Annotated in this window: 14 protein-coding genes; 8 read left to right on the top strand and 6 right to left on the bottom strand. The window is 72.4% G+C overall.

Going from position 1 to position 15,838, the window contains the following annotated elements; all coding sequences use genetic code 11:
- Positions 1-28 precede the first annotated feature (28 nt).
- Positions 29-1,597, bottom strand: coding sequence for a protein kinase domain-containing protein (locus WME79_RS22020; protein WP_437538649.1), 1,569 nt, complete (start codon positions 1,595-1,597; stop codon positions 29-31).
- A 175-nt stretch (positions 1,598-1,772) separates the two neighbouring features.
- Here WME79_RS22020 and WME79_RS22015 point away from each other — a divergent pair, with 175 nt between their 5' ends.
- Positions 1,773-1,952, top strand: a complete 180-nt coding sequence (locus WME79_RS22015) for a hypothetical protein (protein ID WP_437538647.1) — start codon at positions 1,773-1,775, stop codon at positions 1,950-1,952.
- A 27-nt stretch (positions 1,953-1,979) separates the two neighbouring features.
- Here WME79_RS22015 and WME79_RS22010 read toward each other — a convergent pair whose 3' ends face one another.
- Positions 1,980-4,382, bottom strand: coding sequence for a DEAD/DEAH box helicase (locus WME79_RS22010; protein ID WP_437538645.1), 2,403 nt, complete (start codon positions 4,380-4,382; stop codon positions 1,980-1,982).
- A gap of 596 nt (positions 4,383-4,978) precedes the next feature.
- Here WME79_RS22010 and WME79_RS22005 point away from each other — a divergent pair.
- The 5 genes from WME79_RS22005 to WME79_RS21985 all read left to right on the top strand — a co-directional run bounded on the left by WME79_RS22005 (position 4,979) and on the right by WME79_RS21985 (position 8,557).
- Positions 4,979-5,332: a DUF4398 domain-containing protein gene (locus WME79_RS22005; protein WP_437538643.1), complete on the top strand. Its 354-nt coding sequence runs from the start codon at positions 4,979-4,981 to the stop codon at positions 5,330-5,332.
- Between the two features lie 26 nt (positions 5,333-5,358).
- Complete coding sequence (locus tag WME79_RS22000; protein WP_437538641.1) at positions 5,359-5,826, top strand: DUF4398 domain-containing protein; 468 nt, start codon at positions 5,359-5,361, stop codon at positions 5,824-5,826.
- 176 nt (positions 5,827-6,002) lie between these two features.
- Entirely contained in the window at positions 6,003-6,686 is a 684-nt protein-coding gene (lspA, locus tag WME79_RS21995) for a signal peptidase II (protein WP_437538639.1), read from the top strand.
- 249 nt (positions 6,687-6,935) lie between these two features.
- On the top strand, positions 6,936-7,616 hold the full coding sequence (lspA, locus tag WME79_RS21990) for a signal peptidase II (protein WP_437538637.1): 681 nt from the start codon (positions 6,936-6,938) through the stop codon (positions 7,614-7,616).
- A gap of 2 nt (positions 7,617-7,618) precedes the next feature.
- A complete protein-coding gene (locus tag WME79_RS21985; protein WP_437538635.1) occupies positions 7,619-8,557 on the top strand; it encodes a prolipoprotein diacylglyceryl transferase in 939 nt (312 codons plus the stop codon).
- A gap of 111 nt (positions 8,558-8,668) precedes the next feature.
- On the opposite strand, the gene tatC is transcribed toward WME79_RS21985, so the two are convergent.
- Genes tatC through rlmN form a run of 3 tightly spaced genes read right to left on the bottom strand, consistent with a single transcriptional unit; the run spans position 8,669 to position 11,684 of the window.
- A complete protein-coding gene (tatC, locus tag WME79_RS21980) occupies positions 8,669-9,559 on the bottom strand; it encodes a twin-arginine translocase subunit TatC (RefSeq protein ID WP_437538633.1) in 891 nt (296 codons plus the stop codon).
- The gene (gene tatB, locus WME79_RS21975; RefSeq protein WP_437538631.1) at positions 9,556-10,398 is read right to left on the bottom strand and encodes a Sec-independent protein translocase protein TatB; all 843 of its coding nucleotides are present in this window, start codon (positions 10,396-10,398) and stop codon (positions 9,556-9,558) included. The genes tatC and tatB overlap by 4 nt, the downstream gene beginning before the upstream one ends.
- 44 nt (positions 10,399-10,442) lie before the next feature.
- The gene (gene rlmN, locus WME79_RS21970) at positions 10,443-11,684 is read right to left on the bottom strand and encodes a 23S rRNA (adenine(2503)-C(2))-methyltransferase RlmN (protein WP_437538629.1); all 1,242 of its coding nucleotides are present in this window, start codon (positions 11,682-11,684) and stop codon (positions 10,443-10,445) included.
- A gap of 51 nt (positions 11,685-11,735) precedes the next feature.
- Here rlmN and WME79_RS21965 point away from each other — a divergent pair, with 51 nt between their 5' ends.
- Both WME79_RS21965 and WME79_RS21960 read left to right on the top strand, forming a co-directional pair.
- Positions 11,736-13,058, top strand: a complete 1,323-nt coding sequence (locus WME79_RS21965; protein WP_437538627.1) for an OmpP1/FadL family transporter — start codon at positions 11,736-11,738, stop codon at positions 13,056-13,058.
- Positions 13,058-14,428, top strand: coding sequence for an OmpP1/FadL family transporter (locus WME79_RS21960; RefSeq protein WP_437538625.1), 1,371 nt, complete (start codon positions 13,058-13,060; stop codon positions 14,426-14,428). The genes WME79_RS21965 and WME79_RS21960 overlap by 1 nt, the downstream gene beginning before the upstream one ends.
- A gap of 5 nt (positions 14,429-14,433) precedes the next feature.
- On the opposite strand, the gene WME79_RS21955 is transcribed toward WME79_RS21960, so the two are convergent.
- Complete coding sequence (locus tag WME79_RS21955) at positions 14,434-15,825, bottom strand: hypothetical protein (protein WP_437538623.1); 1,392 nt, start codon at positions 15,823-15,825, stop codon at positions 14,434-14,436.
- Positions 15,826-15,838 lie beyond the last annotated feature (13 nt).

The following is a 15,838-nucleotide window of genomic DNA, read 5'->3' as shown; positions in this document are numbered from 1 at the left end:
GCGGACCGAGCGCCGCAAGCGAGGTGGCTCACGGGGTGTTCGCGGCCGGCGCGGTGGCGGGGGCGGAGACCGTGGCCGGCGCGGTGGCGGGGGCGGAGACCGCGGCCGGCGCAGCGCCCTCGGCGGGGTTCGCAGGGGAAGGAGCTCTTCGCAAGGGCAACAGCGCGGCATGCACGGCGGCGGCGATCTGCGGCTGCACTGCCCGAACGGTGCGCTGCACGGCCGCGGGGGAGGCCGCGCTCGGTCCGTCGCGGCTGACGCGCACGCTGGCGATCGCGATCCCCGCCAGCGCGGCGCAGGCGATCGCCCCCGCGAGCAGGCGCTGCCGCGTCGCCCCGGCCGGCGGGAGGACCGCGCCCGGCGCCGAGGACGGCGGCCGCGCCTCGTCGCGCGGCCTCGGCGCCAAGGAGACCGCCCCCCTCAGGCTCGACGCCAGGAGCGGATCGATCGCGCTCTCCTCGCCGGACGCCGGCGCCACGGCGTGGAACCCGCCGCTCACCGGGGCGCTCGACGGCGCCGGGAGCGCCGCGTCGATGGCATCGAGCGCATCGAGCGCCTCGGCGTCGGCGCCGGGCACCTGCGACGATGGGCCGGGGCGCCGCGTCGCGCGCAGGGTGAAGGGGCTGTCCGCGTCGGCGCGCGTCAGCTCGCCCCCCTCCAGGTCGTCTTCGTCCTCGGGGAGCTCGGGCGTGTGGGGGCCCGGCGGACGCGACTCCGGCGACTCCTTCAGCGCCGCGGTCACGAGCGCCCCGAGGTCCTCCGGCGTGCCGATCTCGTGGCCTGCCTCGCGCAGCGCCTCGATCGCCTCCAGCATCGCGCGCGCGTCGGCGAAGCGGTCGTCCCGGCGCGGTGCGAGCGCGCGCGTGAGGATCGCCTCCAGCGCGGGGCTCACCTCGGGGCGCAGCTCGCTCGCCCGCATCATCTGCCCCTCGCGCGCCGCCGCCATCCGCGTGGCGGCGCTGCTGCCGGCGAAGGGCCGCGTCCCGGTGAGCATCTGAAAGAGGACCACCCCGAGGGCGAACAGGTCGGCGCGCGCGTCGACGCGCTCGCCATCGAACTGCTCGGGCGGCATGTAGCTCGGCTTCCCGACCAGGTCGCGCCTGGCGGCGTCCCCCACGTCGCCCCGCGTGGCGATCGCCACGCCGAAGTCCGCGATCTTCACGACGCCGCTCAGCGAGATGAGCACGTTTCCAGGGCTCACGTCGCGGTGCACCATCAGCCGCCCCTCGGCGGCCGAGCGCTCGTGCGCGTAGCCCAGCCCCTCGAGCACCTGGGCGGCGACGAAGAGCGCGATCGGCACCGGCACGGACTCCCCGCGCGCCCAGAGCCCCTTGCAGAGTCGCCCGAGATCCGTCCCGGACACGAGCTCGAGCACAAGGTAGAAGTCGCCCGCTTCGTCGACGCCGAAGTCGAGCACCTCATCGATGTTGGGGTGCTTGAGGCGGGTCATCATGCTCGCCTCGGCGATGAAGAGCTGCCTGAGATCGTCGCTGCCGGCGTGCATCGGGACGATTCGCTTGATGGCGACCGGGACCTCCTCGCCGTCCGGCCCGAGCGCGACCGCGCGAAACACCTCGCCCATCCCGCCGCGCGCCATCCGCGGTCCAATGGCGTAACGCCCCAGAACTACCCCCCTCGATGGCGCGCTCTCCACGGTGCCCCGACTCTAGATTGCACCGAGGGGCGGGGTAAAGGGGCGACAGCATTCGATCTCAGAGATGCTGCGGTCGATTGCACAAATCGACTCGTGGTGTTCCCCTCTACGCTGAAACATGGCTGTCACGATCGCCAGATCGGGCGGCGGCGACACGTCCACGACGCGCGTCCATCCCGAGCACGGCAGGGGCCAGGGGGCGCAGAGCGAGGTGGATGTCGCTGGATCTGCGTGGGTCTGGTACACGTCCGCTCAGGACATGCTGCGCGCGGCCGGCTTCGCTGCGAAGCGGAGTTAGCACCCGCCAGGGCGACCGCCGCCGAGCTCACGCCTGGTGGAGCAAGATCGCGAGGAGCCCGAGCGCCGCGCGCTTGCGCTTGGCGTCGATGGTCTCCGTGGCGCCGACGCAGAGCGGACAGCCGGCCTCGTCGCAGCGGCACCCGGTGATGAGCTGCCGCGTGCGCGCGAGGAGCTCGTCGCGCTGCTCGTAGATGCGCTCGGAGAGCCCGACGCCGCCAGGCACGTTGTCGAACAGGAACAGCGTCGGATCGAAGACCCCGGCGCCCTCTCCGCCGGCCGGGGCCTCCCGCGCCTCGCTCCCGTCCTCGAGCGTCTGGCCGATGTCGCGCGGATCGCACATGAGCGAGAGCGTCGCGACCGTCTCCAGCGCCCGCGCGATCCCGCGCAGGCCGTCGATGGCGGTCGCGCGGCCGAGGCCGAGCTCCTCGCAGAGCGGCTCGGGCACGGTGAGCCAGAACGAGGTCGTGTGCATCTGGATGTCGGGCAACCGCACGTCGCCATATCCCGTGTTCTCGTGCGTGTAGAACTTGATCTTCTTGTAACCGACCACCTTCTCCACGATGCTCACCTCGCCGAACGCGGCGGTCGCCCGGCCGAGCGGGGCGGCCGCGCTCTCGTCGAGGATGCTCACCTTCCGGTGGGTGAGCGCGGTCGTGAAATAGTCGGGGACGACCTTCGTCACGAAGGCTTTGTGGTTCTCGTAATCGAGCCGCTCGACCTGGTACTGCTCGCCGTCGTGCTGGTAGATGGCCTGTTCGTGGAGCATCGTCGGCGCCGCGCGCCAGTCGAGCTCCGCGAGCGTCTTGCCAAGGGCCTTGTCGATGATGACGAAGTTGTCCCAGCCCACCGAGCGCAGGCTCACGTGGTTCGCCGGATACGCGTCGGTCGCCCAGTGGAAGCGATCGTTCGACTCGTGCACGACCCCGTTGTCCTGCAGGAAGCGCAGCGCCGCCACGGTGTCGTCCGGCGGCATCGCCGCGTAGGGCTCCCCCTTGAGGAACGGCAGCTCGAACGCCGCGCACTTGAGGTGCTGCACAAGGATCTCGGTGTTCTGAGGATCGATCCGGGCCGACTCGGCCCCGCGCTCCAGGAGGTACCCCGGGTTCCTCGCGAGGTACTGGTCGAGCGCCGCGCTGGTGGCGCACAGGACCGCGATGCTCGTCTTGCCGCGCCGGCCCGCCCGGCCGAAGCGCTGCCATGTCTCGGCGACCGATCCGGGGTAGCCGGCGCAGATCACCGCGTCGAGCTCGCCGATGTCGATGCCGAGCTCGAGGGCGTTCGTGGCCACGACGCACAGGATCTCGCCCTCGCGCAGCCCCCGCTCGACCCGCCGGCGCGTCTCCGGGAGGTAGCCGCCGCGGTACGCCATGATCGCGTCCTCCGCCCCGATCTCCCTGCCGACGCCCTCGCGCAGGTACTTCAGCATGATCTCGACCGAGTTGCGCGACTGGCCGAACACCAGCGTCGGCACGCGGGCGCGGGCGAGATCCCCGGCGAGGCGCACCGCGCTCTTCAGGGTGCTGGCGCGCACCCCGAGCTCCGCGTTCACCACCGGCGGGTTGTACAGGAAGAAGCGCCGCGGCCCCCGCGGGGCGCCGGACTCGTCGATGAGCTCGAGCTCGTCCTCGGCGACGCCCAGCAGGCGCGCGGCGTGCGCCCGCGGGTTGCCGATCGTCGCTGTCGCGCAGAGGAAGGTCGGGCTCGAACCGTGGAACGCGGCGACCCGGCGTAGCCGGGCGAGGACGTGGGCGACGTGTGACCCGAACACGCCGCGGTAGGTATGGAGCTCGTCCAGCACGACGTAGCGCAGGCGCTGGAACGTCCGCGCCCAGTGCGCGTGGTGCGGCAGGATCCCCGCGTGGAGCATGTCGGGGTTGGTCATCACGATGGGGCTGCGCTCGCGCGCCGCCCGCCGGGCGTCGCCCGGCGTGTCCCCGTCGTACACGATCGCCGGGATCGTGAGCCCCGCCTCGCGGATGAGCGCGTGCAGGCCGGCCTCCTGGTCCCGGGCGAGCGCCTTGGTGGGGTACAGGTAGATCGCGCTGCCGCCCTGGCCCGACGCGGCGCCCTCGGCGAGCGCGTCGAGCACCGGGAGATGGAAGCAGAGGCTCTTGCCGCTCGCGGTGGGCGTGGCGACGACCACGTGCCGCCCCGCCCGCGCCGGCTCCGCCGCGGCGCGCGGGCCTGCGGGCGTCGCGCGGGCCGCCGCGAAGGCCCGCGCCTGGTGGTCGTAGAGCCGGGAGATGCCGCGCCGCTCCAGGGCGCCGCGGAGCGCTGGCGAGAGCGCGTCGGGCATCGGTGAGGTGCGCGCGTCGGCCGGCGGAAGCTCACGATCCGCGGTGAAACAAGGGCGGACGTAGCCGGAGGCAAGCCACGACGAGATGACGGTCTCGACGCCGGTCTCGATCTTCCAGGGGGGCGACGGCATGACGCAGGTATACTAAACAGATGCGCCGTGTCACTCAACCGGATCGGGCGCGATGCACACGTCGGCCGGCGTGGCGCTGCGCTGGCCTGCGCGGCCGGGATCTCGGAGGGCGGCGCGCGGGTGAAGGACCGCCGCGGCAGGCGCGGCGGATCGGCGCGGCAGGCGGGCGTGGCGGACCGGCACGGAACGCGGTCGCGGCGGGCCGCCGCGGCAGGCGGGCGTACAGCGGAGAGAGGGCCTCTCCCGTCCTCGAACGAGATCCGGTGTCCTGGGCTCTCCTGTGGTCCAGTTACCGCAGGTGACGCACACGGGCCCTTCGGCGGATGGCTCGTTTGCGCGCAACGGATGGGAAGCGCGGATACGGCGCGTGAGGTGATGTCTCAGTGCCGTCGTGATTCCTTCTGCACCGACGGACGCAGGGCGGCGCCTCTCGCGGGCGCGCTCAGGTGGCGCCCGGAGGCCGTCGGCCCTGGTGTGCTGGTTGCCTGAGGACGAGCCGATCGACGACGGAGATCCGGAGTCGATGATTCCATCCGCTCTTTCACCCGCCTTCTCCGGGCGACCTCTCGTCCGGGGCTGGCAACGAGGTGTCGCACATGAAAAACGCAGTGTTCCTGACGCTCTTCGGCGCGTCGGTGGCGGGGTGCGCCGCGTACGCTCCAAGCTTCAGCGAGCGGCTCGGCGCGTCGGAGGCGATGATTCGAGCCGCCGAGGAGGTCGGAGCCGACGAGGACCCGCGGGCGGAAGCCCACCTCCGCCTCGCCCGGGAGCAGGTGCAGCGGGCGACGAGGCTGTCGGCCGACGGCGTGCCCGATCGGGCGCAACGCATGCTCCTGCGCGCGCAGGCGGACGCGGAGCTCGCGCTCGTCCTCACGCGCGAGGCGCAGGCTCAGGCCCGCACGCACGAGGCGCTCGAGGGGGTCGGATCCATCCAGCGGCAGCTCCGCTAGGGCTCGCGGAGAGGAGGCGCAGAATCATGCGAACCAATCACGGGACGGTGGCCATTCTGCTCGTCGGCGGTCTCCTGGGGTGCGCGAGCGCGCCGCTCCCGCCGAAGGAGCTCATCGAGGCGAGGAAGAGCTACGAGCGCGCCCGGACGAGCGCGGCGGCAGAGCTCGCGCCCGCGGACCTGCGCGGCGCCACCGAGGCGATGGAGCGCGCGGAGCAGGCGTTCGCCGGGGGGAGCGAGCTCGCCGAGGCGAGGGATCTCGCGTACCTCGCGGGGCGCCGGGCGCAGCTGGCCGAGTCGCTGGGGCGCACGGCGGCCACGGAGCGGCAGCGCGGCGCGGCCCTCCAGGCGTACGGCGAGGTGCACCTCGCGCTGCGAAGGAGGGGGGCGCCGGCGGTCGACCCGGCCAGCCCGGCCGATCCTCCCAGACAGGAAAAGGCGCCGACGCGATCGCGCGCCCCGGAGCGTCCGGTGGTGATCTTGAACCGGAGGTGAACCGGCGCGGGGATCGGCGGAGGAGGCGCGGGCGAGAGCGGACGACGGAGCCGGAAGGCGCGAGAGGGAAGAACGAAAGGACGGACGAACGGAAGAACGGAAGACAACCGCCGCCGGGCATAGCTCCGCTCGAGGCTGTTTGCTCCGTGCCACGCCATCGCGTAGAAGCGAAGACGATGTCCTCGGACGCACCGCAAGCGTCGCCCGCCGCGCACCTTCCCGACGACCTCCCCAGCGAGGAGCGCGCCTCGCTCCGCTTCCTGGCCGTCGTGGCGCTCGTCTCGTGCGCCGCCGACCTGGTGACGAAGGGGTGGGCGCACGCGCGCCTCACCGGGTTCGACCCGAAGCGGTCGGGCGCGAAGGTCCTCACGATCATCCCGGACCACCTCGATTTCATCTTCGCGCAGAACCCCGGCGGCGCCTGGAGCTTCCTGCGCGGCCTCCCGGACGGCCTGCGGCGGCCGTTCTTCCTGTTCGTCTCCGCCGCGGCGATGGTCTTCATCTTCTCGATCTACCGGCGCGTCCACCGGGACCAGACGGGGATGAAGTGGGGGCTCGCGCTGGCGCTCGGCGGCGCGATGGGCAACCTGGTCGACCGGATCCGCTACGGCTGGGTCATCGACTTCATCGACGTGTACGTGATCCGCGGCGGTCGGGAGTTTCACTGGCCGACGTTCAACGTGGCGGACATCGCGATCGTCGCGGGGGTCATCCTGATGTCCAAGGACATGATCGTCGCGACCCGCAGGGCGAGCGCGCCGTATCCAGACGCTCGCGGCGCCTTGGAGGGCCCGGCAGGCGGCGACCCCACCCCTCCGCTATCGACGGAAGCGCCTCCGCCTGTGCCGCCGGCCAGCTGAAGGACGCAAGCGGGCGGCTCGACCGGAGCAGACGGCGCGGCGCGCGACGCGGGCGACGCGGCGCGCGCAAGTCACGTAAGACGCGCAAGACGTGAAAGACGCGCGCGGCGGCGCCTGCGGAGGGAAGCCTTTGCCGGAGCGCTCGGTTTGTCGTAGAGGAACGCGCTCCGCATGACTGAAGACGCGACGCCGCGAGACGCTGCCGTTGAGACCGAAGGTGCCCATGCGGAGTCGCATCGCTCCGCGCCCGTGAACGCGCCGGCCGGCGAGCCGCTCGCCTCCGCTGGCGAACGCGACAACGAGGGGAGCGGCTCCTCGCAGGAGGGGGACGCCGACGACGTGGTCGCGCCGACGAAGCCCGCCTACCGGCCGTCGTACGTGTTCCTGATCGCCGTCTCGGCCATCACCCTGGCCGCCGATCTGGGCACGAAATGGTGGGCCAAGGACCGGCTGGAGCCGCAGGCGCTCACGGACCTCACCGCCGCGCCGCGGCCGCTTTCGTTCCGGAAGATCGAGGTGATCAAGGATCACCTGAACCTGATCTTCGCGAAGAACCACGGCGGGGCGTGGGGCATCCTTGGCGACGAGAGCGAGGCGATCCGCCGCCCGTTCTTCCTGCTGGTCTCGCTCGCGGCGATCGTCTTCATCGTCTCGCTGTACCGCAAGCTCCACCCTTCCCAGATCGCGCTCCGGTGGGGGCTGCCGCTCGTGCTCGGCGGTGCGCTCGGGAACCTGGTCGACCGCATCCGTTACGGGTACGTCATCGATTTCATCCAGGTCCGGCTGACCTCGACGTTCGTGTGGCCGACGTTCAACGTGGCGGACATCGCGATCGTCGTGGGCGTTGGGCTGATGGCGATCGACATGTTCTCCCCCCACCGCCCCGAGCTCGCAGGAAAGGCGTCCGGCGCGAAGGCGTCCGCGGGCTGACCATGCGGCCCGAGCTGTTCCGCCTGCTCGACGTAGCGTTCCCTGCCTACTTCCTGCTGCTGCTGACCGGCTTCCTCTTCGCGACGGCCATCGGCGCGCTGTGGGCGCGGCGGATCGGCGAGAATCCGGATGTGGTCGTCGACCTGGGGCTCGCCTGCCTGCTCGCGGGCGTCGTCGGCGGCAGGCTCCTCCACGTCGTTGCCGACGGATACTTCTGGGATTACGTGCACCTGTGCACGGACCCGTCGCTGGTCGACTGGAAGGTCGAGCAGGCGCTCTGCGCGTCGCGGTACCACGGCGTGTGGGACGCGGCGAAGGGGGTCTGCCACCCGATCGAGCGCGATTGCCTGGCGTGGGCGAAGTTCTGGGCCGGCGGCCTGACGTACTACGGCGGCTTCCTGGGCGCGTCGGCGATGGCGTACTGGCTGCTCAAGCGCGATCGGTTCCCGTTCTGGAAGGCAGCGGACATGGCTGGCTTCGCCGTCCCGCTGGGCCTCGGGTTCGGCCGGATGGGCTGCCTGCTCGCCGGCTGCTGCTTCGGCCTGCGCACCGAAGGGGCGTTCGGGCTCTCGTTCCCGCCGAACAGCCCCGCGAGCGAGGCGCAGTTCAAGCTGCTCGAGCTCACGAGCCCGCGCCTGCCGTCGCACCCGGTGCACCCGACGCAGATCTACGAGTCGGCGATGTCGTTCGCCATCGCGGCGATCTGCATGCTCTACGTGCACGGGCGGAAGCGGTACGACGGGCAGGTCTTCGCGACATTCCTCGGCCTCTACGCGCTCGGGCGCTTCATGCTCGAGTTCGTGCGCGCCGACGACCGCGGGGGCTTCCTCAGCCTGTCCACGTCGCAGCTCATCGGGCTCGCGATGGCCGGCGCCGCGGTCGCGATCCACGTGGCGCGGAGCCGGAAGGCTGCGCCCGCGGCGGCCGCGCCCGCCGCCTGACCTGCGCCGCCGCGGAGGACGGCGCGCGGAGGAGCAGCGCAGCGGTCTGCCGTGCGGCACGCCGTCGCGGAGGACGCCGCGCAGGCGGCCCCAGCTGCGCCGCGCCGCCCGTCAGCCCTTGGTGACTTCCTTCTCCTTGCGCGCCTTGTACGCCGCGCGCTGGGCGTCGGTCGGCGGCTTGCCGAAGAGGTACGCGAGGCCGATCGAGAGCACGTAGAGCAGGCACATCGGCACCGCCATGACGAGCTGGCTCGTGATGTCCGGCGGCGTCAGGACGGCTGCCAGGACGAAGGCGCCGAACACGAACCAGCGGCCGAACAGGATGAGCTGGATGTAGTTGACGATGCCGGCGATGGACAGGAAGAGCACGATGAGCGGGATCTCGAAGATGATCCCGAAGCCGAGCAGGAGCTGGGCGACGAAGTCGAGGTAGTCGCCCATCATCACGGTCGGCGTGATCGTCACCCCGTCGCCGCCGACGGTGCCGGCCAGGCTGAGGAAGTAACCGAACGAGATCGGGAAGGCCGCTCGCCAGCCGAACCAGCCGCCGCCGACGAACAGGATCGTCGAGAACAGGACGAACGGGATGACGTAGCGCTTCTCTTTGGCGTAGAGGCCGGGCGCGACGAACGCCCACAGCTGGTAGAAGATGAACGGCGAGGCCATCGCTGCGCCGCCGATCATCGACAGCTTGAAGTAAGCGACGAACGCGGCCGCGGGCGCGCCGAAGTGGAGCGAGGGGTTGCCCGCCAGGTTCTGCTCCCGCCACGCCTGCACGAACGGGACGGTCAGGAAGTGCAAGAGCTCCTCGCGCACCTCCCACCCCACGATGCAGGCCGCGAAGAAGACAAGGATGCTCCGGACGAGCCGCTTTCTCAGCTCGTCGAGGTGCTCCCAGAACGACATCGGCCTGTCTTCGCCCTGATCCTCCGCGGCGTCGCTGGACGCGCCCGCCGCCTCTGGGGAGCCGCTCTTCACCGCCGCCGCCTGCTCCTGGCTCATGACGTCGCTCCGTTTCCGGTCACCACGCCGTGCGTCGCCGCGGCGGTCTCTGCGGCCGCGGGCGCCGTCGTCGCGGCGGTCTCTGCGGCTGCGGGCGCTGTCGCCGTGGTTGCGGTCGCTGTGGCCGCGGTGGTCTCTGCGGCCGCGGGCGCCGTCATCGCGGCGGTCTCTGCGGCTGCGGGCGCTGTCGCCGTGGTTGCGGTCGCTGTGGCCGCGGGTGCTGTCGCCGCGGTTGCGGTCGCTGTCGCTGCAAAGGTCTCTGCGGCTGCGGGCGCTGTCGCCGCGGCGGACCCCGCGCCGGCCGTGGCGTCCGTCGCGCCGGCCGTGGCGTCTGCGCCGGCCACACCGGCCGTGGCGTCCGCCGCCGTCGCGGTCTCCGTGGGGGTCGCGCTCTCCGGTGCGACCGGCAGGCTGGTCGCGCCGTCCGGCGCCACATCCAGCGTCACTCCGTAGGCGTCGCAGCCGAGGACGGGATACTCACGCTCGCGGAGCGGCTGAACGAGGGGCGGCGGCGGCGGCTCGGGATCCGGTGGCCTCACGCGCGGCGTGGACGAGGCGACCGTACCGGCGGCGGTCACGGCGCCGACGACGGGGTTCACCAGCGTCTCGATCACGTTGACCCGCGACAGGGCGCGGAGCTCGCGGAGCTCACGCTCCAGTCCCTCCTGGCGGATCAGATCGTCGATGCCGCTCTGCGTCCGGAGGTCCGTGCTCAAGCGGCGGAGCTTGGCGACCCAGCCCCCCGCCGTCCTCATCATCGCAGGCAATCGCCGGGGACCGACCACGATGATGCCCACGATGGCGAGCACCATGATTTCGCCGAAGCTGAAGCCGAACACGCGCGCAAGCTAGCGCGCGTGGGAGCGGGGATCCATAGCGACGCTCACGCTGGCCTGGGCGGCGCGCTCGGCCCGACGTCGGCTGCGCCCGCGGTCGCCCCGGCGCGGGGCGGCGCCCGGCGGCCGCCCGGCCGCTGCGCCTCCGCCAAAGGCCGCGCAAGCTGACCGCACGCCGCGCCGACGTCGCCCCCGCCCGAGTAGCGCACGATCGAGCCTACCCCGGCGGCGGAGAGGACCGCACGGAACGCGTCAAGCCGCGCCGAGCGCACGAACGGATCGGCCGACGCGCCGCGTTCATCGCCGCCGCCCGGCGAGGGCAGGGGATCGCCGGGCGCGCCGATCGCGTTGTAGGGGATGAGGCTGAGCCGGGGAGAGATGCCGTGCTGCGCCGCGAAGCCGCGGGCGAGCGCGGCCAGGCACCCCGCGTCCTCGTCCGTGTCGTTCTGGTCCGCGAGGAGCGTGTACGCCCACATCGGCGCGTGCCCGCTCGCGCGCGCGTGCTCGCCCACGGCCGCGAGGACCTCCTCGAGCGGGTGCGCCCCGTCGATCGGCATGAGCAGGCGCCGCTTGCCGGGGCGCACCGAGCCGAGCGACAGGCCGAGCCGGACCGCGGGGACCTCGGCCGCGAGCCGCCGGATGCCGGACGGGAGCCCCGCCGTACAGACGGTGATGTTGCGCATGTCGATGGCCTGCGCGCTCGGCTCGGAGAGCACCCGGATCGCCTGGATGACCCGGTCGGCGTTGGCGAGCGGCTCGCCCATGCCCTGGAACAGCACGCCGTGGACGCGCGCGCCGCCGCCAACCGTGGCGTCGAGATCGCGGCGGATGAGCCGCACCTGCTCGACGATCTCCCAGGCCTCCAGGTTGCGCGTGAGGCCCATGCGCCCGGTGGCGCAGAAGGCGCACGCGAGCGCGCAGCCGACCTGCGAGCTCACGCACGCCGAGTACCGGCCCGGCCGCTCGAGCGGGATGCGCACCGACTCGACCGCCGCCCCGTCCTCGAGGCGGAAGGCGTACTTCACGAACGGATCCTCGGCGCTCGCGCGCCGCTCGACGAGCGCGAGCGTCCTGATCTCGCCCGCCGAGCGCGCCGCGTCGAGCGCGGCGCGCCGGACGGTCGCGGGCGCGCGGGCGGGGAGCTCGCCGAGGCGGTGCGCCAGGGAGACGATGCGGCGCGCGTCGGCGATGTCGATGCCGCACGCGCCGGCGAGCTCCTCCGGCAGCACGGCCTGGAGCGCGAGGCGGGGGCGGCGTTCGTCCGGGCTGCTTCGAGGGCTGAGATCCACGGCGGATACCGACTAGCGCGCCAGGGCGGCCCAGTCTACGGTCGCGCGCGCATGTTTCGCCGGATCCGCCGGAGGGGGCGCGGGTTCGCGCCGCTCCTGGCGGCGGGGCTCGCCCTCGCGCAGGGCGGCGCGGCGCAGGCGTCACCGGAGGACGTGCTCGGCTTCGGCGCGCGATCGAGCGCCATGGGCGCGACCGGCGCCGCGGCCGCGGAGGGCTACGAGGCCGTCCACGCGAACCCGGCGCTCCTGTCGCTGTCGCGCGAGCGCCGGCTCACGCTGGGGCTCACGGGCGCGATCTTCGACCTCCGCGCCGGGGACCTGCGGCTGTCCTACGCGCCGCTGCGCGGCAGCGTGATCGGCGCGACGGTGCCGATCCCGTTCGGCGGCGCGCTCGCGGATCGCGTGACGATCGGCCTCGGCTTCTTCGCGCCGTTCGATGTGGTGGTCCGCGGGCGGATCCTCTACCCGGAGACGCCGCAGTTCCCGCTGGCGGATCGCACCCAGTCGGTCGCGGTGCAGGCGGCGCTCGGCGCGCGGGTAGGGCGCGGCGTCCGGGTGGGCGCCGGCTTCGCCGCGCTGGCAGCGCTGTCCGGCGCGGTGACGGTGGCGACCGACGCCTCCGGCCGCGTGGGCACCCTCGTCGAGGACACGCTCGTCGCGAGCTACGGGCCGATCCTCGGCGCGAGCTACGACGTCGGCGCCTACCGCGTTGGGGCCACGTTCCGCGGCGAGCTCGTCGGGCGGTTCAACGTCGTCATCCACGCCGAGGATCTCGGGGGGATCGCCGTGCCGCCGCTCCACATCGCGGGGATCGCGCAGTACGATCCAGCGCAGATCGCGCTCGAGGTGGCGCGCGTGAAGGGGCCGTGGAAGGTGGCGATCGGCGCGACGTACAAGCGCTGGTCGGACTACCCCGGAGCGCTCGAGGCGACGGTGCGCTGCCCGGAGGTCGACCCAGAGACGGGCGAGCCGTTCGCCGGCTCGTGCGCGGCGCCGGTGCCCGCGGACCCGGGGTACTCGGACACGGTCGTGCCGCGCGCTGGCGTGGAGCGCAGCCTCGCGCTGGCGCGGGGGGCCACGGCGCACGCGCGCGCGGGCGCGTTCTTCGAGCCGTCGCCTGCGCCCGAGCAGACGGGCGCGTCGAACGTCTACGACAACGCGCGCGTCGCGCTCTCGATCGGCTACGGGCTCGCGCTCTCCGCGCCGCTGCCGCGGCTGACGCTGGACCTGTTCGGCCAGGTCCAGCTGCTCCTGCCGCGCGCGCACCGGAAGCGGGAGGAGGGAGCGGCGGACGCGGAGGAGGGCGGCGCTGGCCTTGTGCGCACGCGGGGCGTCCTCGTCGCGGGCGGGACGACGCTCGGGGTGGTGTTCTGATGCGCCGGCTCCCCTGCGCCGCGGCCGCGCTGCTCTCGCTCGCCGCCGCGGGTCGAGCGCGCGCGCACGCGCCCGACGCGTACGGATTCGGCTCGCGCGGCGCCGCGATGGGCGGCGCGCTCGTGGCGGACGCGACCGATTTCTCGGCGAGCTACTACAACCCGGCGGGCCTCTGCGGCGCGACGGGCCTCGGCCTCTCGATCGGGTACGGCTACGCGTCGAACCGCCTGCGCACGAACGGGCGCGACAGCGGCGCGCGCGACGTCCACGGGCTCGCGGGCGGCCTGGTCGCGCCCGGCGAGGTGTTCGGCGTGCCGTTCGCGCTCGGCCTGGCGACGTTCCTCCCGGACGACGGGCTGTCGCGGATCAAGGCGATCCGCCAGGAGACGCCGCGCTGGGAGCTCTACGACGACCGGCTCTCGATCCTCTTCCTCGCCGCGAGCGTGGCGGTCCGCCCGCTCCCGTTCCTGGAGCTCGGCGGCGGCGTCGCGTTCCTGGCCTCGACGCGGGGCCGCTTCGCGGTCACGGGCCGCGCTGACGCGCTGTCCCCGTACGACTCGGCGCTCCGGCACGAGGTGGACGCGGATCTCACGTCGATCCGCTATCCGCACCTCGGCGCCCGGGTGCGCGTCGGAGATCTCGGCTTCGTGGGCATCGCCTACCGTGGGGAGGCGAAGCTCCCCCTCGCGATCGACGCGCGCTTGCAGGGGGTCGTGGACTTCGCGGGCATCGAGGTGCCGCTCCTGTACGAGCTCGAGTCGCGCACCGTCGATGCGTTCCTGCCGCAGCAGGTCGTCGTGGGGGCGAGCTTCCAGCGGATCCGAGGCCTCCGCGTGAACCTGGACGTGACGTGGGTGAACTGGTCAGCCTACGAGAGCCCGGTGGCGAGGACGCGGGCGCACCTCGAGGCGGCGCCTCCGCCGGAGGTGCCGATCGACCTGCCCGACGATCCGAGGCCCACGGCCGTGGCGCCGCTCCGGTTCGGGGATCGGTTCGTGCCGAGGCTGGGCGTCGAGTACGTCGTCCCGGCGGCGGGGGGCCTGCGCAAGGTGGCCGGGCAGGGGGAGCGCCGCGCGATCGAGATCCCGCTCCGCGCGGGCTACGTCTACGAGAGGTCCCCGGTGCCGCCGCAGGAGGGCGTGACGAATTACATCGACGCGGACCGGCACACGATGTCGCTGGGGGCGGGCGTCGTCCTGAACCGGCCGCTGGAGGAGCTGCCAGGGTCGCTCCGGATCGACCTGCACGGGCAGCTGTCTGTGCTGCCGGAGGTGGTGATCGAGAAGGACAATCCGGCGGATTTCGTGGGGGATTACCGGGCCGACGGGACGATGCTGAACCTGGGGGCGACGGTGACGGCGGCGTTCTGACGTCGTCACGCTGACTCGAGCGAGAGAAGTCTGCGATGGAGGTAGTCCATCGGGGTCTCGTCCAGCATGTCCACATCGTCCAGTATCCAGTCGTGCCGAAGGAGGGCGCCCTCGGAGTTCATGTAGATCGTCGCTTCGACGTCGCTGCCGACGGGCACGAGCGGCGCGCCGTGGAAGCGTACGCGCGGCCATTCGGTGCCATTGTCGAGCGTGGTGCTGTCCTTTGCCCATAGCGCGTGGTCCTGGGCCTCTCTCTCGAATGCGAGCAGCTGGAATGCACCGAAGGACAGCGACGCGGCTCCTTCGCGCAGGGGGCATCGGAGCCCTCCGAGCCGGAGCTCGAGCGTGCGCACCATCGGAGTCGACGGTAGCCCATGGCGCGCGAGGAGCGCGTCGAGCTCCTCGACATGGCACGTGCGCCGCAGATCGCGCCGAAAGCCAAGCCGGAGGAGCCGTGCCTTGTCCTCACCTGGCAGACCTTCGACCCAAGGCGCTACGTGCTCGACGGCGCGCCCGCTCGGCCATTCCATCTCGCTTATCCGATATCCATCGATGGTGCAGACTTCTTCGACCGCAGCCGGATCGCTGCCGTCGACCCAGGCCACCCAGCCGTCGCCACGACCGAAGCGTGGCCGGTAGCGAAACCAGCTGGAATGAGGGCATCCGTCCGGCTCGCGCACGAGCGGGGCGATCGTCGGCGCCTGCGGGCCATGTACGAGGGCGCCCGAGAGGCCGAGCGCGCAACACGCATCAATGACGCGCTTGGCATCGGATAGGCGTGCGAGAGCGTGCACTGCCGAGGCAGAGGGGGCGTCTAGATCACCCTCGTAGAGAAGGAGCGCGCCCGATTGCCAGAAGCGTTGAAGCTCATCGCTCGCCGCGGCGATCCCGACGACGCCGAGTCGCTCCGCCAGCGGCTCGATTTTCTCGCGTTCCAAGAGGACGACGTGCAATCGCTGGTCTTCCTCAGCCATACCAGCGAGCGCGAGCCTAGCCAGGTAGATGGCCGGGTGCTCGGCTAGAAGAATCCACATGTCTCCGCGGATGCTGAAGAGTCTTCCGCGCTCGTCCATCCCGAGCGCGCCGCCCCCGACGAACCGGCCTACAATCACGACCGTCCGGCCGTCTCCGGGAAGCGTCGCCTGCGCGGCGCCCGTGGCCACGGTCCCGAAGCACGTGTCTGCCAGCTCGAGCAGATAAGGGGAGCTCTGGGATCCTCCCTCGCCGAGTGCATGAAGAGCGCGCTCCCAGGTAACGAGGAGCTCGGAGCAAGGCACGCCGCGTTCTTCAAGGGACCTGCGCAGCAGGAGCTCGTCCCACGAGCGGCTGAATTTGGCATGGCGCTGGATCCAGGAGAGGATCGAAGGGGGGAATTCTTCTAGGTCGCCGATTGTCATCGTAGTTCCCGTT

Source organism: Sorangium sp. So ce726, assembly GCF_051521405.1.
Lineage (GTDB): Bacteria > Myxococcota_A > Polyangia > Polyangiales > Polyangiaceae > Sorangium.
The sequence above is the reverse complement of the archived record's forward strand: the minus strand, read 5'-3'. Positions and strand labels throughout refer to the sequence as shown.